Below are 26,444 nucleotides of genomic sequence, written 5' to 3'. Positions count from 1 at the left end.
CGGGCACCCGTCACAGGCTGCTCGGCAGTTCGGCGGTGACCGTCGTCGGCCCGCCCGGCGGGCTGTCCACCCGCAGCACCCCGTCCACCGCCGCGAGCCGCTCGGCCAGGCCCGCCAGGCCCGAGCCGGAGCCCGAACCGGAGCCTCTGCCGGAGCCCCCGCCCGGAGCGGCGCCCCCGCGGCCGTCGTCGCGCACCGTCAACCGCACCCGCCCGTCGGCTGCGCTGGCCGTGAGCTCCGCCGCCGCCGCGCCGCTGTGCTTGGCGACGTTGGTCAGCAACTCTGCCGCGCAGAAGTAGACGGCCTGCTCGATCGCCGCGTCCGGCCGCTCCCTCAGATCCAGCCGGACCGTGACCGGCACCGGCGCGGTGGCGGTGAGCCCGGGCAGCGCCTGGGCGAGGCCGCCGTCCAGCGCCACCGGGTGGATGCCCCGGGTGAGCCGGCGCAGTTCCGCGATGGTGTCGTCGGTCTGCCGGCGAGCCCGGTCGACCAGGGTGCGCAGGCGCTCGGCCTCCGGAGTGCCGGGCGGGCCGGTCGGCCCGGTCGGCTCGGGCTGGGCGACGCCAACGGCCTCGCCGGTGACCTCGCCGGTGACCTCGCTGAGGGCGTCGTCGGCCAGCGAGAGCGTGATGGCGAGCGCGACCAGTTGCGCCTGCGTCCCGTCGTGCAGATCGCGTTCGAGACGGCGCAACCGGTCGGTGTTCTCGGCGAGCAGGGTGGCCCGGGCGGTCTCCAACTCGCGCACCCGCTCCTGCGACCGCACCGGGCCGAGCAGCAGCCGGGCGAGGCCCCGATTGGCCGCGCTCACCGCCCGCAGCGCCGCCGGCACCACCGCCAGTACGGCGAGCCCGACCGGGGCCCCGGCCACGTCCGGCCAGCCGACCGGCCTCGGCCCGGACTCCAGCAGGCGCACCCACAGCGGGAAGCCGACCAACCAGACGCAGCTGAGCGGCAATCCGACCGCGACCAGGAAGCCGAGCACCCCCAATGGCAGCCGCAGCAGCAGGTAGAGCAGTGCCCGCCAGGCCACCGGGTCGGTCAGCACCGCCCGACCCCGGGCGATCGCCCCGGACGGCCGGGGCCGCGCCCCCGGGGCCGGCACCGGCTCGCCGAGCAGCCGCCCGACCAGTCGCCGGTGCAGCCCGCCCAGCCCGCGCGCCCCGGCCAGGGCGGCTACCACGAACGGCAGCCCGAGCACGGTGAGCGAGAGCAACGCCCCGGCATAGAGCACGGCCACGGCGTAGACCCCGCCGAGCACGCCGATGGGCAGCCCGAGCAGCGCGAAGGCCAATTCGCCACCGCACACCGACAGATACCGCCGACGCTCAGCCACCGTCCACCTCACCACTCCCACTCACCGCACTCACCGCCTCGACAACACACCCAGGCGGCTTCGACCCGACCCCGCCGCACCTGGCGAAGGGCCCGCTCACCCCCGCTCACCCCCGACCGCCTCGACCGCGCGCCCCCGGATCGCCCGCAGGCCGGTGCCCAGGATCCCCGGTACCGTCAGCGCCGCCGCGCCCGCCACCACCCAGCCGCACGCAGCGCCGGGTACCACCGGCAGCACCGACCCCGTCACCGCCCGGGCGAACGCCCCCGTGGCGACGGCCGCCACCGCCGCACCCAGCAGCACGCCGACCGCCGTGGTGAGGGCCGCCTCGACGGACAGCATCCGCAGCAGTTGCCGCCTCGTCGCGCCGACCAGGCGCAGTAGCGCGAACTCGCGCCACCGGTCGGCCGTCAGGGCGACCAGCGTGTTGACGGTGGAGACGGCTGCGAAGCAGACCAGCATCCCCAGTTCCGCCTCGCGCAGCCAGACGTCCGTCGCCTTGGTGACGCTGGTCGTGGCGCCGGTCGTCCGGACCACGTGCTCGGCGGTGCTCGTCATGATCAACATGGTGCCCGACAGCCCGACCAGAAGCGCGACCGGCACCACGGCCGAGGAGAGCCGGGCCGCGTAGCCGCGCAGGTTGGCGTCGGCGAGCCAGCCCGCCCCGGGGGCCAGCACCCGTACCGGCGCGCCGAGCACGGCGGCCACGGCCCGTGCGGCGAGTGGCCCGAGCAGCGCGAGGGCGATCAGCAGCACCAGCGAGCCGAGCATCGTCGCCTGCCCCGCCTTGTCCAGTTCACCGGCCCCTCTGGTGGCGGCGAGCCGCAGCAGCAGCACCCCGCCCGCCAGGACGGCCAGCCCGGCCAGCACCCGCAGCACGCCCGTCCGCCGCTGGCCCGAGGTGTCGGCGGTCAGCGCGGCGGCCGGGGTGAGCCGGGTGATCCGTCGGGCGGCGAGGGCGGTGGCGGCCAGGCCGACCAGCAGCGCCACCGCCAGTGCGACCAGCATCGGCACCGGCGTTCCGGGGATCCGCAGGCCGGGCGCGGCCAGCCCGCGCCGTTGGAGCGCGGCGAGGAAGCCCCGGGCGGCGAGGGTGCCCGCCGCGCCGCCGGGCACGGCTATCAGCAGGATGGTCGCCGCGACCTGGGCCCGCACCAGCCGACGCACCTGACGGGGTGTCGCGGCGACCGTCCGCAGCAGGGCGAGGTCGCGGTGCTGCTGGCGGAGGGTGAAGCCGAGCGCGTTGACCACGACGAACAGCGCGACCAGGACGGCGATCTCACCGAACGCCCCCGCGATCAGCAGCAGGCCCGGCCCGGCCACCGCCCGGAGGGCCACCGCGACGGGGGCCGTGGCCTGGGCGGCGACCAGCGAGCCGAACAGCGTCACCGTCGCCACCGCCAGGAACAGCGCCACCGCCAGCCCGGCGAAGGAGGCCGGTCGGCGCCGGATCTGGCCGACCGTCAGGGAGAGGACGGGGCTCATCGTGCTCCCCCGCCCAGCCGGCTCAGCCGCTCGCCGACCTGTGCGGCGGTCGGCCGGTCGAGCTCGTCCACCAGCAGCCCGTCGGCCAGCAGCAGCACCCGGTCCGCGTAGCCGGCGGCCACCGGATCGTGGGTGACCATCACACACGTCCGCCCGTCCAGGTCCACACCGGAACGCAGCAGGTCGAGGACGTCGTGCCCGGTCGCCCGGTCGAGCGCGCCGGTCGGCTCGTCCGCGAACAGCACGGCCGGCCGCGCGACCAGCGCCCGGGCGATCGCCACCCGCTGCTGCTGGCCGCCGGACAGCTGCCCGGGCCGGTGCCGCTCCCGCCCGGACAGGCCGACCCTGGCGAGCGCCTCCCGCACCTGCGCCCGGTCCGGCCGCGCCCCCGCGAGCCGCCCGGGAAGTTCGACGTTCTGCGCGACGGTCATCGCGGGCATCAGGTTGAACGCCTGGAACACGAACCCCACCCTGGTGCGGCGCAGCTGCGCGAGCCGCCGCTCGGGCAGCCGGGACACCTCCGTCCCACCCCAGCGGACGATGCCCCGGGTGGGGCGGTCCATCCCCGCGAGGCAGTGCAGCAGCGTCGTCTTGCCGGAACCCGAGGGCCCCATCACCGCCGTGAACGTCCCCGGCGCGAAGGCCACGGACACCCCCCGCAGCGCCCGGACGGCGGCCGCGCCCCGCCCGTACTCCCGGTGCAGCCCGTCCCCGGTCAGGGCCGCGCCCGCCACCTCACCGCTCGCCGCCACGGCGGCTGTCGTCATCCCGTTCATGCCCTCCATCCTGGACATGAACGGCCGCACAATCGATTGGGCTGGCCCCCCAATTCGGGGTTCGGAAAACCGAACCCCGCAGGTGGTCCTACCTCCGGACCCAGGACGCGTACGTCGGGTCGAGGCCGTCCCGGTCCCCTCCCACCTCAGTACCATCGAGGTCGAGGTCGCGGTCGACCGACCCGAGCCACTGTCACGGCGCCCGCCGGTGCGGTACTAGGCTGGCCCCCGTTTGACCGGGGGACGGATGTCTGAGGACGGGGGTCACGTGACCTTGCTGGAGAACGATCCGCGCGAGATCGGCGGGTACCGGCTGGAGGGCCGGATCGGTGCGGGCGGCATGGGCGTCGTGTACCGCGCGCGGTCGCTGTCCGGGCGGCAGGTGGCACTCAAGGTGATCCGCCCCGAGCTCGCCGGGGACGAAGAGTTCCGGGCCCGGTTCCGGCACGAGGTCGAGGCCGCCCGCCGGGTGAGCGGGGCGTTCACCGCGCCCGTCGTCGACGCGGACCCCGACGCCCCGTCGCCCTGGCTGGCCACCCTGTACGTCCCGGGCCCTTCGCTGGCCGAACGGATCGCCCGGCAGGGCCCGTTGAGCCCGCCGGAGGTACGGCGGCTGGCGACGGGCCTCGCGGAGGCGCTGCGGGACATCCATCGCGCCGGGCTGGTGCACCGGGACCTCAAGCCCGGCAACGTCCTGCTCGCCGAGGACGGCCCCCGCGTGATCGACTTCGGCATCGCCCGCGCCCTGGACGGCACCCAGCTCACCAGCACCGGAGTCGCCGTCGGCACACCGCCGTTCATGGCGCCGGAGCAGTTCCGGCACGGCGACACCAGCCCGGCCACCGACGTGTTCGCGCTCGGTTCGGTACTGGCCTTCGCGGGCACCGGGCGCGGTCCGTTCGGCGCGGACTCCTCGCACGCGGTGGGCTTCCGGGTCGTCTACGAGGAGCCGGACCTCGCCGGGCTGGCGGCGGAGCTGCTCCCGATGGTCGCGGCCTGCCTCGCCAAGGAGCCGACCCGACGGCCCACCCTGGAGACGTTGCTGACGTGGTCCGTCGCGGGCGTGGAGCCTCCCCCGGCCGCGCCCGACACCCGGCCCGCGACCGTGTGGGAGCGGCCCGCCGTGCCGCCCGTTCCGCCCGTTCCGACCGAGCCGGACGTCCGCTCGGCACCCCTCGCGCCCGCCTTCCCCCCGCCCGCCGGGCCCCCCGTCATACCGGCACCGACCGGCCCCGCCGTCCCCCGGCCACGCCGCCGGACGGCAGCGCTCGTCGTCGCGGTCGCCGTCGCGTTGGCCGCGGCCGGCGGCACGGCCGTCCTGCTGCGGCAGAAGGAGAAGGACAACGGCGGTGCCGGTGCCCTGCCCCCGGCCGCCTCGGCGCCGTCCACTCCCGGCCAGTCAGGCCACTCAGGCCAGTCCGGCCCGCCCGACTGCCCCTCGGCCCGCGCTATCGTGGGCGGAGACGGCCCGTTGGAGACCGTCATGAGCCGTTGGACGGCCGACTACCACCAGGCGTGCCCCACCGCGAACGTGACCGCCACCGACGTGAGCGGCACCGCCGGCCAGCAGTTCGTCGCCGGCCAGGTCGACGCCGTCACCCTCGACGACGCACCCCTGGGCGACGAGGCCGCCGACCTCGGCAAGCGGTGCACGGCCGCCCGGCCCGCCCAACTCCCGCTCGCCGCCCTGCCGATCGCCGTCGTCTACAACGTCCCCGGGCTCGACTCGCTGGTACTGGACGCCCCGACGGTGGCCCGGATCTTCAACAGCCAGATCACCAGCTGGCGGGACCCTGCGATCGCCACGCTCAACCCCGGCCGGGTGCTGCCCGACACGGCCATCACCGCGGTCCACCCGTCGGGCGTGTCGCCGATCACGCTCGGCTTCACCCGCTACCTCGCCAAGGCCGCGCCCGCCGCCTGGCCGTACCCGACGGTCGCCCACTCCTGGCCCGCCCAGGCGATGGGCGGCCTGACGGTCGGCGACCTCGGCGCCGTCCACCCGACGGTGGCCGGCAAGTCCGGCACGATCGCCTTCCTTCCGCTCAAGGACGCCGACGGGTTGCGGACCGCCAAACTGTCCGCCGGCTCCGGCCCGGTGGCCGCCACCACCGAGGCCGCCACCGCTGCCCTGGTCGGCGCCAAGGTCACCGGCACGGGCGCCGACCTGACAGTCGACGTCGACTACGCGAACCCCGGCTCCGGCGCGTACCCGCTCGTCCAGGTCGGCTACGCGGTGTTCTGCGGCACCGACGCACCGGACAACCTCGGCAACCACCCGACCCGGGCAGTGGCAGGCCTGCTCTCCCACGCGGTGAGCGCCGCCGGCCAGCCGGCCGCGACGCAGTCGGGCTACGCCGCGCTGCCGCCCGCCCTCGCCCGTCAGGTCACCGACGCGCTGAACGGCCTGACGGCCCGCTGACCCGGCAACGGTGGGCGGTGGGCCCGCCGGCCTCCCGCCCGGCGAGTCGGTGCCGCCGCTCACCGGCCGCGACGCCCGACGGCAGGACGCGGCTCGGGCCACCGCCGCGGTACGCCCGCGAGCCGAGCCTCACCCGCCCCGGGCCCCGCGCCGCCCATCCGACGAGGGATCATGAACGGGTGACCATCGACCTGCTGCCCGGCCACGGCGTCCGCCTGCCTGCGCCGCTGCCCGAACTGCGCTTCGGCCTCACCGAGGCGACGGTCCGCCGCCTGCTGGCCCCGCACCGCGAGGCGCTCCCGGGCGGTGTACACCCCACCTTCGTCTGCGGCTCCAACTGGGCGCTGCACTTCACCCTGCCCGGGGTCGGCGTCACCCTCTGCTCGGGCCAGGGCGAGCACCTCCGGGCCGTCTTCCTGTCGCGCTGCCCGGTGGAGCCGGTGGAGGGTACGGCCGCCTGCCCGGTCGGCCTCCACGGCATCGACGTCTTCGGCTGGCCGGCCCACGAGGTGGTCGAGGCGCTGCGCGCCGAAGGCCTGCCCGTCCCCGACCCCGTCCACGGCAACGTCCGGTACGACACGCTGCGCCTCAGCCGAAACACCCCCGTGCGCTGGACCCCGGCCGGCGGGCGGAAGCCGCGCCACGAACCGCCGTTCACCTTCGGCCTCGTCTCCCTCTCCTCCTCGGCCCCCGCCGCCCCGGACGAGGCGGCGCCATGACCGGGCCGCCGGGCCGTGGCACCCACCGGCCGGTTCCTCGGGGCCGGTTCGTCGGGCCGTTCCTCGGAAACCCACCACCCCTCACCCCCTCACCAGGAGTCGACATGACCACCACCCCCGCGACCACTCCCTCGACCATCGCCGTCCTCGGACCTGGCGGCGTCGGCGGCCTGATCGGCGGCCTGCTCGCGCGCGCCGGGCACCGGGTGATCTGCCTGGCCGGCGAGGAGACCGCCGCCGTCCTCAACCGGGACGGACTGCACGTCCGCAGTGGGCAGTTCGGCGATTTCACCGCCCGGGTCGAAGCCTCCACCGAACTGCGCGAGCCGGTCGACGCCGCGTTCGTGACCGTCAAGGCGACGGCGCTGGCCGACGCGCTCGACCGGATGCCGCCGCAGGCCCTCGGCTCCGCCGTCGTGGTACCGCTGCTCACCGCAATCGACCACGTCGCGGCGCTGCGCGAGCGCTACCCGGCCGGGCAGGTCGCGGCCGGCACGATCCGGGTCGAGGCCACTCGGACCGCGCCCGGGCTGATCGAGCACACCAGCCCCTTCGCGGTGCTCGAACTGGCCGGACCGGTAGCGGACTTGGCCGATCGGCTGCGGCGCGCCGGCCTCGATGTCACGCTGCGCGAGGACGAGACCGCGATGCTCTGGAGCAAGCTCTCCTTCCTCGCCCCGTTCGCGCTGCTCACCACCCGCCACCGCAGCGAGGTCGGCGTCGTGCGCACCGAGCACCGGTCCGAACTGCTCACCGTCCTCGACGAGATCGCGGCCGTCTCCGGCGCGGCGGGCGCCCCCGCGGACGCACAGGCACTGCTCACCGCCTTCGACCGGGTGCCCGGGTCGATGAAGTCCTCGATGCAGCGCGACGTGGAGGCCGGCCGTCCGATCGAACTGGACGCCATCGGCGGCGCCGTCCTGCGGGCCGCCGCCGCGCACGGGGTCGACACCCCGACCCTCGCCGGACTGGTGCGCGACCTGTCCGAACCGGCCAACCGGTAGCACCCGCAGCCGACTTCACGTCATGAGGCAGGGCCTCTGACGTGAAGTCGGTGACATCGGCGAATTCGGCGAATTCGAGCCCGGAATCTGATGTTCCATCAACTCCCGTTCCTGGCCGACAGTAAAGGTTCACCCATGATTCACCCGATCGGGCGGAACCACGAGTGGGCGATCAGGCGTTGTTGCCGGCGGGAGGGATACAGACATGACAAGGAAACCGTACCGACTGGCCGCCGCCGCACTCGCGCTGCTCGCCACCGCTCCACTACTCAGCGCATGCAAGGATGTCGACCAGGCACTCGACTGCGGCAAACAGGCCGTCAGCATCACCGGCGACATCCAGGACCTCGCCTCATCGGCCATCAACGTCGGCCAACTCACCGACCAGGAGCGCCGAAAGCACACCGCCGACGCCCTGAAGAAGGTCGGCGACGACATCAAGAAACTCCGCGACCACAACAGCGGGGACAAGCTCGACAAGGCCACCGACAAGCTGAACAAGGCCGTCTCCAGCGCCCAGGACAACGTCTCCAAGGGCAAGATGCCCGACATCGGGGCGATCACCGACGCCGCCGGCGACGTGACCAGCGCCTGCGCCGGGTCCTGAGCCACCTACCGCACCGCCCGCGCCCCGCGCCCCCCCCCCGTTCGCGTCACGGGAGGGGCAGTACCGGTCGAATACGACCGGTAGCCGTCCGGATGCCGGGAAGTTGCGCCGACCCCGGTGACATGGATCACTCCATGCCCTAGATTGCGCAGCCGTACTGACTGTCGATCACCGATGGTGCTGCTCGGCGGGTTCGCGGGGGCGTGCGGTGCCCCGCGGGCTGCGGCGCCGACGGGGAGAACCCTCCGGAGCGGAGCCGAAGATGCCGTCTGATCCCGATACCGTCGAACCTGTCATGCCCGAGCCACCCGGGGACCGGGTGCCCGCGGTGACCCCCGAACGGGTGCTGGCCGGGCTCGCCCTGCTCGTGCCGATCGTCGCGATGCTGTGGGTGTCCTCGTACGACAAGACCGACCCGGGCGTCGGCGGGGTGCCGTTCTTCTACTGGTACCAGCTGCTCTGGGTGCCGGTGTCCGCGGTGTTCACCGTGGCCGCGTACCTGCTGATCAACCGGGACGAGAAGGCCCGCAAGGCGGCGCGGAAGGCCGGTGGCGCGCGATGAGCCACGTCAACGTCACGGCCCTCACCGTCTTCGTGCTGTTCTTCGCCCTGGTCACCGTGATGGGATTCCTCGCCTCCCGCTGGCGCCGCGCGGACGACGCGGCGCACCTGGACGAGTGGGGCCTGGGCGGCCGCAGCTTCGGGACCTGGGTCACCTGGTTCCTGCTCGGCGGCGACCTCTACACCGCGTACACCTTCGTCGCCGTCCCGGCGGCGGTCTACGCGACCGGTGCGGCGGGCTTCTTCGCGGTGCCGTACACGATCGTCGCCTACCCGCTGGTCTTCCTCTTCCTGCCCCGGCTCTGGTCGGTCTCCCGGGTGCACGGGTACGTCACCCCGGCCGACTTCGTCCGCGGCCGGTACGGCTCGCGGCCGCTCTCCCTGGTCGTCGCGCTGACCGGGATCCTGGCCACCATGCCGTACATCGCGCTCCAACTCGTCGGCATCCAGGCGGTGCTGGACGTGCTGGGCGTCGGCGGCGGCGAGAACGCCAACTGGTTCGTCAAGGACCTGCCGCTGTTCCTCGCCTTCGGCGTGCTGGCCGCGTACACCTACTCCTCCGGGCTGCGCGCCCCGGCGCTGATCGCCTTCGTCAAGGACGCCCTGATCTACATCGTGATCATCGTCGCGGTGATCTACATCCCGATCCGGCTCGGCGGCTACGGGCACATCTTCGACGCGGCCGCGCACAAGTTCAGCGCCCCCAAGTCCCCCGGCTCGCTGACCCTCCCGGGCGACAAGCAGTGGACGTACGCGACGCTGGCGCTGGGCTCGGCGATGGCGCTGTTCATGTACCCGCACTCGGTGACCGGCGTGCTGGCCTCCAAGTCCCGCGGCACGGTGCGCCGCAACATGGCGATCATGCCCGCGTACTCGCTGATGCTGGGCCTGCTGGCGCTGCTCGGCTTCATGGCCATCGCGGCGGGCGTCGGCAAGGGCGACAAGAAGTTCAACGCCCAGCTGTCCGTGCCGCAGCTGTTCGCCGACATGTTCCCGGACTGGTTCACCGGCGTGGCCTTCGCGGCGATCGGGATCGGCGCGCTGGTGCCGGCCGCCATCATGTCGATCGCGGCGGCCAACCTGTTCACCCGCAACGTCTACAAGGAGTGGCTGAAGCCCGCCGCCACCCCGGCGGACGAGACCCGGATCGCCAAGCTGGTCTCGCTGCTGGTGAAGGTCGGCGCGCTGGTCTTCGTACTCGGCATGGACAAGCAGGCCGCGATCAACCTCCAGCTGCTCGGCGGCCTGTGGATCCTGCAGACCTTCGTGGCGATCGTCGGCGGCCTGTTCACCCGCTGGTTCCACCACTGGGCGCTGTTCGCCGGCTGGGCGGCCGGCATGGCCTACGGCACCTGGAAGGCCTACGGCATCGCGAGCCCCGCCACCAAGCACTTCGGCGGCAACGCGGCCGCTATCCCCGGTATCGGCGAGATCGGCTACATCGGCCTGACCGCCTTCGCGCTCAACCTGATCGTCGCGGTGGCGCTCACCCTGGTGCTGCGCGCCGTCAAGGCGCCCGACGGCCCGGACGAGACCAGGCCCGCCGACTACAGCGCCGAGGCCGGCGACGAGGAGCCGAAGAACGCGCCGGAGCCCGTAGCGGCGCACTGATTCGCGCCGCACGCGCCCTGTGATCGCGCCGCCCTCTCCGTGAACACTGGAGAAGGCGGCGCGATCATATGTATGAACAGCCGCCTTCGCAGGGCACCACCAGACCGGACCGGCGACCGGCCGGCAACTGATCGACCCACGGGGAGCACGCGGCCATGGCAGAACTCGGCACCACCCTCAACGGCCAGCACCAGTCCACCCAGAGCCCGCACCACCTCACCACCCACCGCCCGGCGTCGGCCACCCGGCTGCCGTCCGTGCTGATCGCCACCCGGCACGGCGAGTCCACCGCCAACGTCGAGTTCCAGCTGGCCGAGGCCGCCGGCGCGCTCAGCGTCCCGATCAGCTGCCGGGACGCCGACATCCCGCTGTCGCTGCACGGCCAGCAGCAGGCCCAGGCGCTCGGCCGCTGGTGGGCCGCCCTGCCCAGCGCCGACCGCCCGCGCAGCGTCTGGTGCTCGCCGTACGTGCGCACCACCGAGACCGCCCGGATCGCGCTCGCCCAGGCCGCCGGGCTCGGCGCCGTCCCGGTCACCCTCGCCGTGCGCCACGACGAGCGGCTGCGCGACCGCGAGCTGGGCGTCCTGGAGATGCTGACCCGGGCCGCGATCGAGGCCAAACACCCGGAGGAGTCCGCCCGGCGGCGCAAGATGGGCGAGCTGTACTACCGGCCGCCCGGCGGCGAGTCCTGGGCCGACGTCGCGCTGCGGGTGCGCAGCCTGCTGCGGGACCTCTGCGAGGAGGAGGCCGGGCGGCCCGTCCTGCTGGTCGCGCACGACTGCACGGTGCTGATGCTGCGCTACGTGCTGGAGCGGCTCACCGAGGAACGGCTCACCGCGCTCGCGCCCGTGCGCAACTGTTCCACCAGCCTGTGGCGCGCCCAGGACGGGCGGCTGCACCCGGACCGCTGGAACAGCGTCGACCACCTCGCCCTGGAGAACTGACGAGCCGTCGCACCTCCTCGTCCGGTCACGCCTCGTCGTCCGGGCCGGCGAAGCAGCGCCGGTAGGCCAGCGGCGTGGTCCCCAGCCGGCGCCCGAAGTGGTGCCGCAGCGCGGCCGCGTTGCCGAAGCCGCAGCGGGCGGCGATCGCGTCCACCGGTTCGGCGGTGGACTCCAGCAGCCGCTGGGCGAGCAGCACCCGCTGCCCGGTCAGCCAGCGGTGCGGCGTGGTGCCGGTCTCCTGCTGGAAGCGGCGGGCGAAGGTGCGCGGGGACATGTGGACCCTGGCGGCCAACTGCTCGACGGTGCAGTCCCGGTCCAGGTGGTGGCGCATCCAGTCGAGCAGCGGCGCCAGCGAGTCGCCGTCGCCGCCGGGCAGCGGGCGGCTCACGAACTGGGCCTGCCCGCCCTCCCGGTGCGGCGCCACCACCATCCGGCGGGCGATCCCCCGGGCCACCTCGGCGCCCTGCGCCTTGCGCACCAGGTGCAGGCAGGCGTCGATGCCGGCAGCCGTCCCGGCCGAGGTGATCACCGGGTCGTCGTCCACGTACAGCACGTCCGGCTCGACGGCGGTCCGCGGGAAGCGCCGGGCCAGGTCCTCGCTGTGCCGCCAGTGGGTGGTGGAGCGGCGGTCGTCCAGCAGCCCGGCGGCGCCGAGCACGAAGGCGCCGCTGCAGATGGACAGCACCCTGCCGCCGTCCGCCACCACCGAGCGCAGCCCCGCCAGCAGCGGCTCCGGGTACTCCGGGCGGATCGTCGTCGCGGTGACCACCACCAGGTCGGCCCCGGCCAGCCGCTCGGGGCCGTGCGGGACGTCCACCGCGAACCCGGAGTGCGTCGTGTGCGGTCCGGGGCGGGCGCCGGCGATCGCGAAGTCGTACCCGGGCAGGCCGTCGGCCGTGCGGTCGAGGCCGAAGACCTCGCAGGCGACACCGAGCTCGAAGGGGTGGATCTCCTCCAGCACCACCGCGACCACGTTCTTCAGCATGCCGCCCAGGATGCCCCGGCCAGCACCGGCGACGGAAGGCCGGGGCAGGCCCGGGTGGCAGTTTTTCGATGAGATCAGTCATTCCTGCCACTCGTGGCCGTCGCCCCGCCCGACCAGAGTGGAGCCATGGACACCGGCACTCTCGCAAGCGCAATCGCCCTGGTCGGGGCCGTCGGAGGTTTCGGCCTGCTCGGCACCCTGATCGGCCGGGAGGTCGCCCGCGGCGCCGCCACCGGCCGCGACAACTGGCACCGCCCGGGCGGCTACCCGGCCGGCCCGGAACGCCTGGACCGGCTGTACGGCACCATGCCCGCCGCCTCGCTGCGCCCCTCCGCCGACCCGGCCACCCTCCCGGTCCGGGCCACCCCGGAGATCATCACCCCGGACGGCTCCGGCACACTGACGGGATGGACATCCTCATCCGCCAGGCCCTTCCGGAGGACCTCGACGACGCCGGCCGCATCACCGTCGAGGCCTTCGTCGGCGACGGCCACACCTCGCCCGAGAGCAGCTACGTCGAGCTCCTGCGCGACGCCGCCCGCCGGGCCCGGGAGGCCGAGCTCCTGGTCGCGGTCGACCAGGCCGAAGGACGGGTCCTCGGCTGCGTGACCTACGCCGTCGGTGGCACCGAGTGGGCCGACATCGCCGGCCCCCGCGAGGGCGAGATCCGGATGCTCGCCACCGCCGCGGCCGCCCGCGGCCGGGGCGTCGGCGAGGCCCTGGTCCGCGCCACCATCGCCCGCAGCCGCGCACTCGGCCTGGACGGCATGGCGTTCTCCACCCGCCCGCAGATGACCGCCGCCCACCGCGTCTACGAGCGGACCGGCTTCCGCCGCACCCCCGAGCGCGACTGGTCCCCGTACCCGGGCATGGACCTGATGGTCTACAGCCTGGCGTTCTGAGCCAGGCCGGGACGTCGTCGGCCCTACCTCTCCCCGGTGACCGACAGACGATCAACGGACGTCTTTTGATATAAACCACAGATCACGTCTGATGCCACGTCGCGGCAGCCGACCGATCCCGGGGGGACGCACCACATGGACGACGGGCCCGGCCTCGGCACGCCCGCGAGCGGCCCCACGCTCCAGGACATGCGCACGTCCCGGGGCATCGAGCCCCCGGCCACCAGCCGCTACGCGATCCCCGCACCGACGCCCCGGCCGCGCGGGCCGCTGCCGCCCTCCGTCCGCTTCCCGGCGGTCGACGGGCTGCGCGGCCTCGCCATCGCCTCCGTCCTGCTCTACCACACCAACTGGTTCCAGAACGGCCTGTTCGGCGTGGACGTCTTCTTCGTCCTCTCCGGCTTCCTGGTGACCCTGGTGCTGATCCGCGAACTGGACCGCACCGACGGCATCCGGCTCGGCGTCTTCTACCGCCGCCGGGCCAAGCGGCTGCTGCCCGGGCTGCTCGCCACCGTCCTCCTCGTCGTCGCGCTGTCCGCACTGGTCAGCCCGCTGCGGGACGTCAAGGACCTCCGCCCGCAGGCGCTCGCCGCGCTCGGCCAGGTCGCCAACTGGGCCCAACTGGCCCGCGGCGACGCCTACTGGCAGCACTTCGCCTCCATCGACCCGCTCGCGGCCATGTGGTCGCTCAGCATCACCGAGCAGTTCTACGCGCTCTGGCCGCTGCTGCTGCTCGCGGTCTTCGGCCTCTGCCGCCGCTCGCTGCGCGCGACCGGCGTCGTCACCGCCGGGCTGTTCGTCGTCGCCGCGCTCGTCGCCCCGCTGATGTGGAACGGCGACAACAGCGACCGCCTCTACCTCGGCACCGAGACCCGCGCGGTCGGCTTCGCGGCCGGCGCCACCGCCGCCTTCGCGGTCTACCTGCGGCTGCGCCACCAGGTCCGCGCGGCGGCCCCCGACGACGACGGCGCCACCCGCTCCCGGCGGCGCCTGCTCGACCGCTCCGCGGCGGCTGACACCCTAGGTCCTGTCCTGGCGCCCGCCCTGCTCGGGACCGCGGCCCTCGGCGGCCTGGTCTGGGCCAGCCTGTCCGTCAGCGGCTACCACGAACCATTGCTCTACCAGGGCGGGCTGGCCGTGGTCGCGGCGCTGGCCGCCGTCCTGGCCGCCTCGCTCTGCCACGACCGGGGCGCGCTGGTCCGGCTGCTGTCGCTGCCCCCGCTGCGGCTCACCGGCACCATCTCCTACAGCCTCTACCTGCTCCACCTGCCGGTGTACTGGCTGCTCCAGCACTACGTCGACGACATCTCGCCGCAACTGCTGCTCGCCATCGGCGCACCGCTCTCCTGGGTGCTGGCCTGGCTGATGCACACCGGCACCGAGAAGCTGCGGGTGCTGCGTTGGCGGGCCTTCCCGGCCGTCCCGCTGCTGGCCGTCGCCACGGCGGTGGCCACCACCGGCGCCTGGTACCTGCCCGCCTGGGTCCAGTACGACATGCGGTCCGGGCCGAGCGGCAAGCCCGCGGTCCTCGTCCTCGGCGACTCCTTCGCCCAGGACCTCGCCACCGGCCTCTACCGGCACGGCGACCGCTACCGGGTGGTCGACGGCGGGATCAGCGGCTGCGGCGTGTTCGACCCGGACAAGGTCCGCACCACCTCCGGCGAGGAGTTCGACACCAGCCGGGAGTGCCGCGACCGGGCCGCCGCGTGGGACCGGCAGCTCGCCGGCGCCGCCCCGCAGGCCGTCGTGATCCACCTCGGCTGGGACGCCGCCGAGCAGTACCTCGACGGCAGCTGGCTCAGCCCCTGCGAGGAGGACTACAGGAGCCGCTACACCGCCCAGCTCACCCAGGCCGTGGACCAGGTCCGTCGCCGCGCGCCCGGCGCCCGGGTGCTGCTGATGAACGAACGGGTCGAGAACGGCGCCATCAACAAGGGCTGGGGCACCTGCTACGACCAGCAGGTCGCCGCCTACGTGAAGGCCACCGCCGGCGCCGTCCGGCTGGTCGACCTCAACACCTTCTTCTGCCCGTACGAGACCTGCGCGTGGAAGGACCGCGACGGCCACTGGGTCACCCCCGCCAACGACGGGGTGCACCTCACTCCGGCCGGCATGCGGTTCGTGACGCCGTGGCTGGAGCAGCAGATCGCGGACGGACTGACCGGACCGCCGTCGGGGCCGCCCCCGGCCGCCCCGACGCCGACCTCGACCCCGACCCCGACGGCCGCGCCGACCCCTGCGCCGACGACCACCAAGCCCACGGGCCGGCCGAGTTCGCCCCAGCCCGGCCGGGCCACGCCCTAGCCGGAGCCTAGGACGGCGGCAGTTCGTAGGTCTGCGCGAAGCAGTCGCGGATCGCCTGCTCGGAGGCCGGGCGCCCGGCGTAGTCCATCCGCGGGGTGTCCTTGTTGGTCGGCAGGTTGGGGTCGATGCCGAAGTACAGCGACCAGAAGTACAGCCCGCGCAGCTTGCGCTCCTGCGCCACCTGGCAGACCGCGGTGAACCAGGTCGCCTGGACGGCCTCGTTCAGCTCGGTCTTCTTGTAGTACTCGCCGGGCGTCTTGTAGGCACCCTTCTGCGCCGGGATACCCACCTCGGTGAGCTTGGTGGTCGGCTGCGGCCCGCTGCCGCGCTTGTCGAGCCAGGCGTTCCAGCTGGCCTTCAGGTCGGCGACCGGGGCGTCGTCACCGGACGACTTGGCCGGCGGGTAGGCGTCCACGCCCGTGCCGTCCGCCGGGACCGCTATCGGGCCCTTGGACCAGTTGTCGAAGTTCGCGTCGTACACCAGCTCGCCGTGGAAGGTCTTCCGCGCCTGGTCGATGAGACCGGGCCACCGCGGGTCGCCCTCCAGCGAGTTGAACTCGGTGCCGATGGTGACCTCGGCCGCGGAGTGCTCCTGGGCGGTCTTCAGGTAGGGCGTCAGGAAGGCGGCGTAGCTGGCGAACCAGGCGTCCCGGTCGGTCGGCGCGATGTTGCCGCGCCACTTGAGGGTGTTGAGGTAGTCGAAGACGTCCTCGTCCATGATCGGACGGATGGTGGTGCGCAGGCCCGCCCGGTGGGCGGCGTCCAGCAGCAGGGCCAGCCGCTCCGGGGTGGGGGTGGTCGGCCGGGCGGCGACGGCGTTCGACCTGGTGCCCGTCGTGTAGTACGGGAAGGTCACCGACAGGGAGTTGGCGTTCAGCCCGACCACGTACTTGACGATGCGGTCGGCCTTGCCCTGGACGAAGTTGTCCGGGTCCGCCGGATCGTCCAGCCAGTACACCTGCACGCCCCACTCGGGGCTGCCCTCGGCCCACGGGCGGGCCACCTTGGGGCCGGTGTCCTCGGCCGGCGGCGCGTCCTTGCCGAAGCCCCAGACCCGGCCCTGCTCGGTCGCGGAGCCGGCCCAGTGCACGGCGGTCGGGCGCTGCTGGACGAACTTGAGCGGGTGGTCCCCCCAGACCACCGGGACGCCGACGGTGATGGCGACCACCACGGTCGGCAGGATGAAGATGACGGGGCGCTTCACAGCGGTGACCTCCGATCAGGCCGGCTTGGCGATGACGACGAACTTGTTCTCCTCGCCCTTGAGGAACTTGATCAGCCCGCGCAGGCCGCCCCAGCCCTCCAGGAACGAGAACAGCGGGATGGCCGCCACCACGACGATCGGCTCCCACCACTTGCGCCGGTGGTTCGCCGAGGCGACGACGTTCAGGCGCAGGCCCTCCCAGTACGTCCAGATGACGTAAGCGAAGTTGATCGACCAGACCAGCACCACGGACTGGGTGACCGGGGAGGTGTTCCAGGTGCCGGTGAACCAGGCGACCAGCAGCACCAGGCCGACGTGCTGGAGCGGGCCGAGCACCCAGCTGACCATGCCCATCCCGATGAACAGCCGGTACCGCAACGGGATCGTCCTGTTGAAGCAGAGCGCGACCAGGCCCCAAGCCCAGCGCTCGCGCTGCTTGAGGAAGTCCTTGACCCCGGCCGGCGAGGCGCCGTAGCAGCGCCCGTTGAACCAGTCGCTGCGGCCCGGGTAGCGCTGGCAGAAGTTCAGCGCCATCTGGGCGTCCTCGACGATGGTCTTCGGGCCGAAGTCCCAGCCGATGGTGGCCTCCACCGAGGAGCGCATCAGGAGCAGTTCGCCGTGCACGCCGGCGATCGGGGTGCCGGTGCCGGTCATCGCGCGGAAGCGGGCGATGTCGTCGGCCGGGCGGATCGCGTCGGCGAGCCAGGTGAAGGTGGAGACGGCGTTCTCCCGCGGGTACGTCAGGATGCCCTGCGCCATGTGCTTGGCGTCGTCCCCGGCCCGGCGCTGCCGGTTGACGAACTGCGCGACGGCGGCGGCGGTGTCCGGGCCGACGCCGGTGTCGTCGTCCATGTGCAGCACCCAGACGTCGTCCTCGGCCTCGCCCTCCTCGATCCGCAGCTCGTGCGAGTAGTGGTTGGCACGGGCCTTGAACTTGGTGCCGTTGGCCGTCTCGTAGGCCTTCGGCACGGTCACCACCCGGATCAGCGGATTGCGGGCGGCCAGCCCGTCGATCTTCTCGGCGGCCGCGCAGCCCTCCTCGGTGAGGACGTCCACCCGCATCCACGGGAAGTAGGCCGGCAGGTGCTCGACGTACGAGAGCACCGAGCGCTCCAGCGCCGGATAGGTGTCGTGGCGGCCGATGGTCGGCACCAGCACGATCAGGAAGTCGTCCTCGACCGGCACGGCCGGCGTCATCCGGCTCACCTGGCGCAACCGGCGGCGAACCATCAGCACACCCTGGAAGCCGATCAGGACGCCGAACACCGGCATCCCCCACAGGATGGTGATCGTCCAGCCGAGCGGGGTGGGGTTGGGCACGTAGGCCCAGACCGAGAAGGCGAAGATGACCGTGAAGGAGAAGTAGAACGGGAGGACCCGGGGCTTCCACGACATCTGTCGCTCGGCGAGCCGGGCGGCCTCGCGGGACGTGGTGAGCACCGTCCGTGCGGGGGCTGTCGATGGCATGGCGAAAGTCGCTCCTCGTCTGCTGTCGGGCCGATCCCCTGCGGGAGCCGGGTCGTTCGTGGGCGGTCCGGGGTTGCGGCGGTCCAGTCCCGCGGAGGTTCGGGGCTGCGGAGGTTCGGGGCTGCGGCGGAGGTTCAGGCCTGCGGCGGGCGGTCCGTCGGCGGGCGGTCCGTCGGCGGGCGGTCGGCGGGGGGCGCGACCGGGCCGGGGGCGACCGGACCGGGCGTCACCGGCGGCGCGGCGGGCCACGGCTGCTGGGCGAGCGTCGACGGGTGCGGGGCCGGCTGGGTGGGCTGCTGCGCGTACGGCACCGGCTGCGACGGCTGGGCCGGCGCCGGCTGCGGCCAGGCGGCGGGCTGCGACTGCGGCGCCGGGGGCTGCTGCGGCCACGCGGGCTGCGGCTGCTGCTGGAACGGCGGCTGCGGTGGCCAGGCGGCCTGCGGCTGCGGCTGCGGCTGCGGCGGCTGTTGCTGCGGCCAGGCGGGCTGGTGCTGGAACGGCTGCTGCTGGAACGGCTGCGGGCCCGGGGCCGGCTCGGCCGGGATCGTCTGCAGCAGCGACCAGTGCAGCTGTCCGCCTGACGCCGCGGCGGCTTCCGGCGCCCCCCGCTCCCGCCACTTCAGCCGGGCCAGCAGCAGGATCAGCGCCGCGGTGACGACCACGCCGAGCGCGAAGGTCGCGAGCTTGAGGCCGCCCTCGGTGGTGCTGGTGAACCACTCCCGCTGCGGCTTGTCCAGGAGTGCGCCGGTCAGGCTGCGCACCCGGTTGTACCCCTCGACCAGTGCGACGCCGGCCGCCACCCCGAGCGCCCAGGTGCGCCCGCGGAGCAGCAGGATTCCCGAAACCAGGTAGATCAGGCCGTAGTTGAGGCTGCCGGTCTCGGCGTCCACCGAGGTGCCGCCGTAGTAGAAGATGCCTTTGACGTAGGTCGCGAACCCGACCTGGCCGAAGCAGTTGTACGCCGCCCAGCCGAGCAGCACCACGCCCCAGCCGACGGCGATGCCGCCGGCCGCGCGCATCGCACGCGCCTGTCCCATCCCGCACCCCCGCCCCGCCGGGCCCGTCCCGGCGTCAGCCCCTCGGCTTCGCCGCCACAGGATGCCACACGGCACAACGGACACGGTATTCCGGCCGTTCAACGGAATTCAGTGGTGTAGCACACCTCGCGGCGACCGGCTCGGCGGACGCACGGGGCGGCTCGACGAACGCGCGGGGCGGCTCAACGGACGTGCAGGCCGCCCCAGTCGACGTTCGCGCCGAACGGGCCGGCGCCGCCGGTGAGCGCCAGCGGGCTGTGGTAGGTGGCGTTGACGTCCGCGCCGGAGTTGCGCGGCTGGTCCGGCGTCAGGTTGTCCGAGGTGAGCGACTGCCCCCAGACCGTCCAGATCGTCCAGGGCGTGCGCCGCAGCGTGTCCGGCTGGCGGGAGTTGACCGGGACGGCGAAGGACTCGGCCAGGATCCGCGGCTTGCCGTAGGCCGCGAGCCCGTCGTAGTACCGCTTGGTCCACACCTCGCCGGTGCCGATCGGGTGCGCGGGGCTGCCGCTGTAGTCGTCCACCCCGACCACGTCGACGTACTGGGAGCCCGGGTAGTAGTCCCACGGGTCCGCGCCGGGGGCTCCGTCCCAGGACACCGGCGTCCAGACGAACAGCAGGTTGTGCAGGCCCCTGGTCTCCACCAGGTAGCGGTAGGTGATCCGCCACAGCGCCTGGTAGTCGGCCGGCTTCTGGCCCGACCACCAGAACCTGCGGGCGCAGTCCTGCACGTTCATCTCGTGGTACGGGCGCAGCAGCACCGGCACGTCGTGGGCGGCCAGGTACTCCAGGTGGTCGGCCAGGTAGGACAGGTCGGTCATCAGCGCGCGGTACTCGGGGGTGTCGTGCGCGCTGTCGACGACGCGGCCGAACCAGCCCTTGTCCTTCGCGGCCGGGGAGTTCGAACAGAGCACCTGCTCGAAGGACTTGACGTCCGAACCGGGGTAGGGCTGGTGGAAGGACATGCCGACGATCCCGGCCGGCCCCCCGCCGTTGTCGGGCAGTTCGGTGGTGGTGCCGTCGCAGTTGTGCTGGACACCGGCCGTGCCGTAGCTGCCGTCGTCGGCGCGCGGGTGGCCGGACCAGACGGCGGAGAGCAGGTCGACGGCGTCGTCGGTGTACTGCCAGCCGGCCCGGCAGGTGGGCCACCGGCCGGCCGAGTAGGAGCGCGGGTCGCCGACACCCCAACCGGTCTGGCCGTAGCCGGGGCCGAGGTCGGTCTCGACGAAGCCGGGCAGCTTGCCGGTGAGGTCGGCGGCCTTCTTGTAGTAGTAGCCGACCTGCTTGGTGCCGCGGTAGTCGCCGTACTCGGGGTTGTTGCGCTCGTTGTGCGCCTCGACGTGCTGGCCGATCACCGTCCCGCCGCTCTGCCCGGTGCGGGCCTGCCCCTCCAGGTCGGCGAGCAGCTGCTGGACGGCCCGGGCGTTCGGCGAGGCCTGCGGGTCCCGGGCGAGCAGGTCCCGGCCGACCTCCGGCGGCAGGGTACGGCCGGAGAAACCGACCGCCACCGGGACGCGGGCGGGCTGTTCGCCGTCGGCCCGGCCGTCGCGCTGCAACAGCGCCACGGCGCCCGCGGCCACCACGACCCCGGCCGCGGCCAGGACGGCGGGCTTGCCGCGCAGGGCTCTGGGCAGGGCCACGGACCGCTCCTCCGGTTGCTCGCCGGCACCGGCCCAGGCGGACACAACCGGAACACTCGTGCGAATGACTGCCCCGAGAGCCTGCCACACTCCCCCGGCCCCGGCGAGCGAACCCGCCGGGGCCGGGGTGTCACGGCGGATCAGCCGGCCGCGGCGGCTCCCGGCGCACCCGGCGCGGCCGCGGACGCGGCCTTGGCGCGCTGGAGCAGCTGGCCCTTCACGTGCTCGCCGAAGCCGGCGGCCGCCGCGGTGGCGGCGGCGTCAGCGGTGTCGCCGCCCTTCGCCGAGCCCTCGACCGTGAAGTAGGCGTACCGGCCCAGGGTGTTGTGCGTGTTGGTGCAGCCCGGCGTGGCGCAGAAGGGCGGCGCGCCCGGCGCGACGGCGCCCTTGAGGTGGCCGGTGTAACTCTTCATCGAGGTCTCGGCCTGGATCTTGTGGTCGAAGACCGCGACGCCGACGGTCACCGCGCTGTCGCCGGAGACGTAGGTCGCCCGGAGCACCTTCTGGCAGCCCTGGTCACCGAGGACCTTGCCGAGCCCGCCGGTCGTCGAGTTCCCGTCCCAGCAGGGCGAGTCCAGCGAGACGAAGGTCCGGTTCCAGGTGGCGCCGTTGACCGTCACCTGGAGTGCGGAGAACAGCGCCCCCGCGTCCTGTGGTGCCGGGTCGGTGGCGGCCTCCCAGATCGGCTTCGACGGGTCGTCCGGCGCGCCGCCCGGGGTGCCGGCGGCACTTGGCGCGGCACTCTGGGCGGCACTCGGTGCGGCACTCGGCGCGGCGGAGGACGGCCGGTTGGAGGCCGAGGCGGTCGGCCCGGCGGTCGGCTTGTCGCCGTCGCCCTTCGTCAGCAGCACCGTCCCGCCCGCGACCAGGCCGCCGACCAGGACGACCGCGACCGCCACGCCGAGGGCCCGCAACCGGCGGCGGCGCTTGTCGTCCGCCGCGTTGCGGTCCGCCAGCGCCTGCCAGTTCGGCTCGGCGCGCTGCGGCGCCTGGGGCTGCGGGTACGGCTGCGGGTGCGCCTGCGGGTGCGCCTGCGGGTGCGCTTGGGGATGCGGCTGGGGGTTCGGCTGGGGGTTCGGCTGGGGGTTCGGCTGCCACTGCGGCGGCAGCTGCTGCCCCGGTTGGCCCGGCTGCGGCAGCGGAGGCTGCCCCGGCGGACCGGGCTGCGCCACCGGCTGCGCGGGCGGCACCGGAGGTCCGTACGAGGCCGGCGGCGGCCCGAAGCCCCCGCTCGGCGGCAACACCGGACCGGGCACCACCGGCGGCTGCTGACCGTGCGCGTCCCCCGGCCCGGTGGGAGGCGTTCCCTGCTGACCCTGCCCGGGTGCGCCAGTTCCGTCGCTCACGCGCCCCCTCGCTTCGCTCGATGATCGCTTCGCGAAACGCGCCCCTCGGCGCTTCGCTCGCTCATGCGCCCAGATCGTAGGGCATGCCCCCGCCAGCCGGTCCGCCCGGTGACCGTTCCGTATCGAAACCAGGACGCCGGAGCCCGGAACCAGGGCCCCGGGAGCCCGGATCCGAGGCGCCCCAAGGCCACGACCCGCCCCCTCCCAGCACCCCCGGTTATCGCGCCGACACACCGCGCCATACTACATGTGGGGTCGCATCAGAGAGACACCACAAGATGTATGCTCAATCCTGCTGTCGATGCAGGGGAACCCGGTGCGAATCCGGGACTGCCCCGCAGCGGTGAGCGGGCGGCTCCAGCAGCCGCACCGCGAGTCCGAGTACCTGCCGACGGTGTGCGCACGGGCCCTCCCGCAGAGGCCGCGCCAGCACGAGAACTACCTTCCGGGCCTCGCGGGCGGGCCGGGGACGCCACTGTCGCGCGACGCTTTCTGCGTACGTGCCGTGCTCCCCTGCCCCGAACGGCCCGGTACCCCCCGATCACCGCCGCCGATCGCCGCCAGGAGAGAGCGCCTTGACCACCGCTGCCTCAGCCACCCTGCCCGCCCCGGGCACCGGCCCCGCCCCCACCGACCCGACGGTCTCCGACCCCGGCGGCGCGCTCCTTCGGCTGCTCACCGACCGCAGCGTCGATCTCCCCCAGGTGGACCCCGGCCATGTCGCCGCCGCCGCGCTGCGCGGCCGCCACGCCGGCTCGGACTTCGCCGAGCTGCGCGGGCTGGCCGTGGACGCCGCCGCGTCGATGATCGCCGAGGACCCCCAGTACTCGAAGCTGGCCGCCCGGCTGCTCGCCCTGGAGATCGTCGACGAGGCGAACAGCCAGGGCTCGCGCTCCTTCGCCGCCTCGATCGCCGTCGGCCACGACGAGGGCCTGATCGGTGACACCACCGCCGCCTTCGTCGCCAAGCACGCCGCCGCCCTGGACGCCTTGATCGACGCGCACGGCGACGACCGCTTCGAGTACTTCGGCCTGCGCACCGTGCAGTCCCGCTACCTGCTGCGCCACCCGATCACCCGCAAGGTCATCGAGACCCCGCAGCACTTCCTGCTCCGCGTCGCCTGCGGCCTGGCGGTCGGCGACAGCGAGCAGTCCGTGCGCGAGGTCGCCGAGCTGTACGGCCTGATGAGCCGGCTGGAGTACCTGACCTCCTCGCCGACCCTGTTCAACTCCGGCACCCGGCACCCGCAGATGTCGAGCTGCTACCTGCTCGACTCCCCGCTGGACAACCTGGACTCGATCTACAACCGCTACGCGCAGATCGCCCGGCTGTCCAAGCACGCCGGCGGCATCGGCCTGTCCTACTCGCGCATCCGCTCGCGCGGCAGCCTGATCCGCGGCACCAACGGCAAGTCCAACGGCATCGTCCCGTTCCTGCGCACCCTCGACTCCTCGGTCGCCGCCGTCAACCAGGGCGGCCGCCGCAAGGGCGCGGCCTGCGTCTACCTGGAGACCTGGCACGCCGACATCGAGGAGTTCCTGGAGCTCCGCGACAACACCGGCGAGGAGGCGCGGCGCACCCACAACCTCAACCTGGCGCACTGGATCCCGGACGAGTTCATGCGCCGGGTCAACGCCAACGAGGACTGGTCGTTGTTCTCCCCCGCCGACGTGCCCGAGCTCGTCGACCTGTGGGGCTCCGACTTCGACGAGGCCTACCGCAAGGCCGAGCTGGCCGGCAAGGCCGTGCGCACCATCCCCGCGCAGACCCTGTACGCCCGGATGATGCGCACCCTGGCGCAGACCGGCAACGGCTGGATGACCTTCAAGGACGCCTCCAACCGCGCCGCCAACCAGACCGCGCTGCCCGGCCGCACGGTGCACTCCTCGAACCTGTGCACCGAGATCCTGGAGGTCACGGACGACTCCGAGACCGCCGTCTGCAACCTCGGCTCGGTCAACCTCGGCGCCCACGTCGCCCCCGGGGCCTCCGTCGACGACCTGCTCGGCGCCATGGACTGGGAGCGCCTCGACGCCACCGTCCGCACCGCCGTGACGTTCCTCGACCGCGTGGTGGACATCAACTTCTACCCGACCACCGAGGCCGGCACCTCCAACTCCCGCTGGCGCCCGGTCGGCCTCGGCGTGATGGGCCTCCAGGACGTCTTCTTCAAGCTGCGGATCGACTTCGACTCCGCCGAGGCCGCGCGGCTGTCCACCCTCATCGCCGAGCGCATCATGCTCACCGCGTACGAGCGCTCCGCCGACCTGGCCGAGCAGCTGGGCCGCCACGAGGCCTACGGCGAGACCCGCGCCGCCCGCGGCGAACTGCACATCGACCACTTCCCGACGGCCGCCCCGCAGTGGGCCGACCGCTGGACCGCACTGCGCGCCCGCATCGCCGAGACCGGCCTGCGCAACTCGCTGCTGCTGGCCATCGCGCCGACCGCGACCATCGCGTCCATCGCCGGCGTCTACGAGTGCATCGAGCCGCAGGTCTCCAACCTGTTCAAGCGCGAGACGCTGTCCGGCGAGTTCCTCCAGGTCAACCCGTACCTGGTGCGCGAGCTCAAGGAGCTCGGCGTCTGGGACCAGCAGACCCGCGACGCCCTGCGCGAGGCCAACGGCTCCGTCCAGGAGCTGGGCTGGCTGCCCGCCGAGGTCCGCTCGCTCTACCGCACCGCCTGGGAGCTGCCCCAGCGCGCGCTGATCGACCTGGCCGCGGCCCGCATGCCGTACCTCGACCAGAGCCAGTCGCTGAACCTGTTCATGGCGGCGCCGACCATCGGCAAGCTCAGCTCGATGTACGCCTACGCGTGGAAGGTCGGTCTCAAGACCACCTACTACCTGCGCTCGCGCCCGGCGACCCGGATCGCCCAGGCCGCCTCCGGTGCCGCCCGCGCCGCCGCGCCCGCGTCCGCGTCCGCGCCCGTGCCGGTGAACACCCCGACCCTCACCCCGGAGGAGGAGGCCGCGCTGGCCTGCTCCCTGGAGAACCCCGAGTCCTGCGAGGCCTGCCAGTGAGCACCCCCGACCGCGAGAAGATGCTGCTCGACCCCGGCTTCGAGCTGACCCTGCGCCCGATGCGCTACCCGTCGTTCTACGACCGGTACCGGGACGCGATCAAGAACACCTGGACCGTCGAGGAGGTGGACCTGCACTCCGACGTCGCCGACCTGGCCAAGCTCAGCGAGGGCGAGCGCCACCTCATCGGCCGCCTGGTCGCCTTCTTCGCCACCGGGGACTCGATCGTCTCCAACAACGTGGTGCTGAGCCTCTACAAGCACATCAACTCCCCGGAGGCGCGGCTGTACCTGTCGCGCCAGCTGTTCGAGGAGGCCGTGCACGTCCAGTTCTACCTGACGCTGCTCGACACCTACCTGCCCGACCCCGAGGACCGCAACGCGGCCTTCGCCGCGGTGGAGAACATCCCCTCCATCCGCCAGAAGGCGCAGTTCTGCTTCAAGTACATGAACGCCGTCGACCACCTCGACTCGCTGCAGACCAAGGAGGACCGCCGCGCGTTCCTCCTGAACCTGATCTGCTTCGCGGCGTGCGTCGAGGGCCTGTTCTTCTACGGCGCGTTCGCGTACGTGTACTGGTTCCGCTCGCGCGGCCTGCTGCACGGCCTGGCCACCGGCACCAACTGGGTGTTCCGCGACGAGTCCATGCACATGGACTTCGCGATGTCGGTCGTCGACACGGTCCGCGAGGAGGAGCCCGACCTCTTCGACGACGAGATGGCCAAGCAGGTCACGGAGATGCTGGAAGAGGCCGTCGAGGCCGAGCTCCAGTTCGCCCAGGACCTGTGCGGCGACGGCCTCGCCGGCATGAACACCGACTCCATGCGCCAGTACCTGGAGGCTGTGGCCGACCAGCGCCTCGCCCGCCTGGGCCTGCCGATCCGCTACGGGTCCACCAACCCGTTCGGCTTCATGGAGCTCCAGAACGTCCAGGAGCTGACCAACTTCTTCGAGCGCCGCGTCTCCGCGTACCAGGTCGCGGGGGGAGGGGCCCGCGCCGTCGGCGACGACGTCTAAAGAACTCAGACACACCCCAAGCGGTGGGGTATAAACAAAAACGAGCCCCCCAGACCCCAAG

Annotated in this window: 20 protein-coding genes and 1 riboswitch; of the genes, 11 read left to right on the top strand and 9 right to left on the bottom strand. The window is 73.4% G+C overall.

Annotated features, from left to right (window positions below; genetic code table 11):
• Positions 1-10 precede the first annotated feature (10 nt).
• The 3 genes from ACFV61_RS13310 to ACFV61_RS13300 form a co-directional block, all read right to left on the bottom strand.
• Positions 11-1,333, bottom strand: a complete 1,323-nt coding sequence (locus tag ACFV61_RS13310; RefSeq protein ID WP_380491653.1) for a sensor histidine kinase — start codon at positions 1,331-1,333, stop codon at positions 11-13.
• 96 nt (positions 1,334-1,429) lie between these two features.
• The gene (locus tag ACFV61_RS13305; RefSeq protein ID WP_380491651.1) at positions 1,430-2,818 is read right to left on the bottom strand and encodes an FtsX-like permease family protein; all 1,389 of its coding nucleotides are present in this window, start codon (positions 2,816-2,818) and stop codon (positions 1,430-1,432) included.
• On the bottom strand, positions 2,815-3,585 hold the full coding sequence (locus ACFV61_RS13300) for an ABC transporter ATP-binding protein (protein ID WP_063351693.1): 771 nt from the start codon (positions 3,583-3,585) through the stop codon (positions 2,815-2,817). Before ACFV61_RS13300 ends, ACFV61_RS13305 begins: the two co-directional genes overlap by 4 nt.
• A 277-nt stretch (positions 3,586-3,862) precedes the next feature.
• Between ACFV61_RS13300 and ACFV61_RS13295 the strand changes: the two genes are divergently transcribed.
• The 7 genes from ACFV61_RS13295 (at position 3,863) to ACFV61_RS13265 (ending at position 11,462) form a co-directional block, all read left to right on the top strand.
• A complete protein-coding gene (locus ACFV61_RS13295; protein WP_380491649.1) occupies positions 3,863-6,016 on the top strand; it encodes a serine/threonine-protein kinase in 2,154 nt (717 codons plus the stop codon).
• Between the two features lie 179 nt (positions 6,017-6,195).
• A complete protein-coding gene (locus ACFV61_RS13290; RefSeq protein WP_380491648.1) occupies positions 6,196-6,735 on the top strand; it encodes a hypothetical protein in 540 nt (179 codons plus the stop codon).
• Between the two features lie 104 nt (positions 6,736-6,839).
• Positions 6,840-7,739 (top strand): ketopantoate reductase family protein, encoded by a 900-nt coding sequence (locus tag ACFV61_RS13285; protein WP_380491646.1) that lies wholly within the window; start codon positions 6,840-6,842, stop codon positions 7,737-7,739.
• Between the two features lie 205 nt (positions 7,740-7,944).
• Positions 7,945-8,346, top strand: a complete 402-nt coding sequence (locus ACFV61_RS13280; RefSeq protein ID WP_063350735.1) for a hypothetical protein — start codon at positions 7,945-7,947, stop codon at positions 8,344-8,346.
• Positions 8,347-8,641: 295 nt separating this feature from the next.
• Complete coding sequence (locus ACFV61_RS13275) at positions 8,642-8,908, top strand: DUF3311 domain-containing protein (protein ID WP_350879663.1); 267 nt, start codon at positions 8,642-8,644, stop codon at positions 8,906-8,908.
• Positions 8,905-10,518, top strand: coding sequence for a monocarboxylate uptake permease MctP (gene mctP, locus ACFV61_RS13270; RefSeq protein WP_063347866.1), 1,614 nt, complete (start codon positions 8,905-8,907; stop codon positions 10,516-10,518). The genes ACFV61_RS13275 and mctP overlap by 4 nt, the downstream gene beginning before the upstream one ends.
• 155 nt (positions 10,519-10,673) lie before the next feature.
• A complete protein-coding gene (locus tag ACFV61_RS13265) occupies positions 10,674-11,462 on the top strand; it encodes a histidine phosphatase family protein (RefSeq protein WP_380342784.1) in 789 nt (262 codons plus the stop codon).
• Between the two features lie 25 nt (positions 11,463-11,487).
• Here ACFV61_RS13265 and ACFV61_RS13260 read toward each other — a convergent pair whose 3' ends face one another.
• Positions 11,488-12,447 carry a helix-turn-helix domain-containing protein gene (locus ACFV61_RS13260; RefSeq protein WP_380379452.1) on the bottom strand — a complete coding sequence of 320 codons (960 nt, stop codon included), beginning with the start codon at positions 12,445-12,447 and terminating at the stop codon, positions 11,488-11,490.
• A 407-nt stretch (positions 12,448-12,854) separates the two neighbouring features.
• Between ACFV61_RS13260 and ACFV61_RS13255 the strand changes: the two genes are divergently transcribed.
• Together ACFV61_RS13255 and ACFV61_RS13250 are read left to right on the top strand one after the other, a co-directional pair.
• On the top strand, positions 12,855-13,349 hold the full coding sequence (locus ACFV61_RS13255) for a GNAT family N-acetyltransferase (RefSeq protein ID WP_380342789.1): 495 nt from the start codon (positions 12,855-12,857) through the stop codon (positions 13,347-13,349).
• 135 nt (positions 13,350-13,484) lie between these two features.
• Positions 13,485-15,653, top strand: coding sequence for an acyltransferase family protein (locus tag ACFV61_RS13250; protein ID WP_380491644.1), 2,169 nt, complete (start codon positions 13,485-13,487; stop codon positions 15,651-15,653).
• A gap of 7 nt (positions 15,654-15,660) precedes the next feature.
• On the opposite strand, the gene ACFV61_RS13245 is transcribed toward ACFV61_RS13250, so the two are convergent.
• From ACFV61_RS13245 to ACFV61_RS13225, 5 genes are all read right to left on the bottom strand, one after another.
• Positions 15,661-16,857: a glycoside hydrolase family 113 gene (locus tag ACFV61_RS13245; protein WP_380491642.1), complete on the bottom strand. Its 1,197-nt coding sequence runs from the start codon at positions 16,855-16,857 to the stop codon at positions 15,661-15,663.
• A gap of 15 nt (positions 16,858-16,872) precedes the next feature.
• On the bottom strand, positions 16,873-18,324 hold the full coding sequence (locus ACFV61_RS13240) for a glycosyltransferase family 2 protein (RefSeq protein WP_063347871.1): 1,452 nt from the start codon (positions 18,322-18,324) through the stop codon (positions 16,873-16,875).
• 134 nt (positions 18,325-18,458) lie between these two features.
• Positions 18,459-19,361, bottom strand: a complete 903-nt coding sequence (locus ACFV61_RS13235) for a hypothetical protein (RefSeq protein WP_380491640.1) — start codon at positions 19,359-19,361, stop codon at positions 18,459-18,461.
• 182 nt (positions 19,362-19,543) lie between these two features.
• Positions 19,544-20,998, bottom strand: coding sequence for a glycoside hydrolase family 26 protein (locus ACFV61_RS13230; RefSeq protein ID WP_159398436.1), 1,455 nt, complete (start codon positions 20,996-20,998; stop codon positions 19,544-19,546).
• 140 nt (positions 20,999-21,138) lie between these two features.
• Positions 21,139-22,188: a hypothetical protein gene (locus ACFV61_RS13225; RefSeq protein ID WP_380491638.1), complete on the bottom strand. Its 1,050-nt coding sequence runs from the start codon at positions 22,186-22,188 to the stop codon at positions 21,139-21,141.
• 421 nt (positions 22,189-22,609) lie between these two features.
• Positions 22,610-22,752: riboswitch (cobalamin riboswitch) on the top strand.
• Positions 22,753-22,919: 167 nt separating this feature from the next.
• Here ACFV61_RS13225 and ACFV61_RS13220 point away from each other — a divergent pair.
• Together ACFV61_RS13220 and ACFV61_RS13215 are read left to right on the top strand one after the other, a co-directional pair.
• The gene (locus ACFV61_RS13220; RefSeq protein ID WP_380491636.1) at positions 22,920-25,367 is read left to right on the top strand and encodes a ribonucleoside-diphosphate reductase subunit alpha; all 2,448 of its coding nucleotides are present in this window, start codon (positions 22,920-22,922) and stop codon (positions 25,365-25,367) included.
• 20 nt (positions 25,368-25,387) lie between these two features.
• On the top strand, positions 25,388-26,383 hold the full coding sequence (locus tag ACFV61_RS13215) for a ribonucleotide-diphosphate reductase subunit beta (RefSeq protein WP_380491671.1): 996 nt from the start codon (positions 25,388-25,390) through the stop codon (positions 26,381-26,383).
• The last annotated feature ends 61 nt before the right edge of the window (positions 26,384-26,444 follow it).

This window comes from Kitasatospora sp. NPDC059817, from assembly GCF_042731835.1.
In the GTDB taxonomy this organism is placed as follows: Bacteria; Actinomycetota; Actinomycetes; order Streptomycetales; family Streptomycetaceae; genus Kitasatospora.
This window is presented reverse-complemented; position numbering and strand designations above follow the sequence as displayed.

Excerpts from the sequence above, each read along its gene's own strand:
- ACFV61_RS13300 (WP_063351693.1), bottom strand. The coding sequence starts at position 3,585 with ATGACGACAGCCGCCGTGGCGGCGAGCGGTGAGGTGGCGGGCGCGGCC.
- ACFV61_RS13275 (WP_350879663.1), top strand. The coding sequence starts at position 8,642 with ATGCCCGAGCCACCCGGGGACCGGGTGCCCGCGGTGACCCCCGAACGG.
- ACFV61_RS13305 (WP_380491651.1), bottom strand. The coding sequence starts at position 2,818 with ATGAGCCCCGTCCTCTCCCTGACGGTCGGCCAGATCCGGCGCCGACCG.
- ACFV61_RS13215 (WP_380491671.1), top strand. The coding sequence starts at position 25,388 with ATGCTGCTCGACCCCGGCTTCGAGCTGACCCTGCGCCCGATGCGCTAC.
- mctP (WP_063347866.1), top strand. The coding sequence starts at position 8,905 with ATGAGCCACGTCAACGTCACGGCCCTCACCGTCTTCGTGCTGTTCTTC.
- ACFV61_RS13255 (WP_380342789.1), top strand. The coding sequence starts at position 12,855 with ATGGACATCCTCATCCGCCAGGCCCTTCCGGAGGACCTCGACGACGCC.
- ACFV61_RS13235 (WP_380491640.1), bottom strand. The coding sequence starts at position 19,361 with ATGGGACAGGCGCGTGCGATGCGCGCGGCCGGCGGCATCGCCGTCGGC.
- ACFV61_RS13240 (WP_063347871.1), bottom strand. The coding sequence starts at position 18,324 with ATGCCATCGACAGCCCCCGCACGGACGGTGCTCACCACGTCCCGCGAG.
- ACFV61_RS13250 (WP_380491644.1), top strand. The coding sequence starts at position 13,485 with ATGGACGACGGGCCCGGCCTCGGCACGCCCGCGAGCGGCCCCACGCTC.
- ACFV61_RS13260 (WP_380379452.1), bottom strand. The coding sequence starts at position 12,447 with ATGCTGAAGAACGTGGTCGCGGTGGTGCTGGAGGAGATCCACCCCTTC.
- ACFV61_RS13280 (WP_063350735.1), top strand. The coding sequence starts at position 7,945 with ATGACAAGGAAACCGTACCGACTGGCCGCCGCCGCACTCGCGCTGCTC.
- ACFV61_RS13265 (WP_380342784.1), top strand. The coding sequence starts at position 10,674 with ATGGCAGAACTCGGCACCACCCTCAACGGCCAGCACCAGTCCACCCAG.
- ACFV61_RS13285 (WP_380491646.1), top strand. The coding sequence starts at position 6,840 with ATGACCACCACCCCCGCGACCACTCCCTCGACCATCGCCGTCCTCGGA.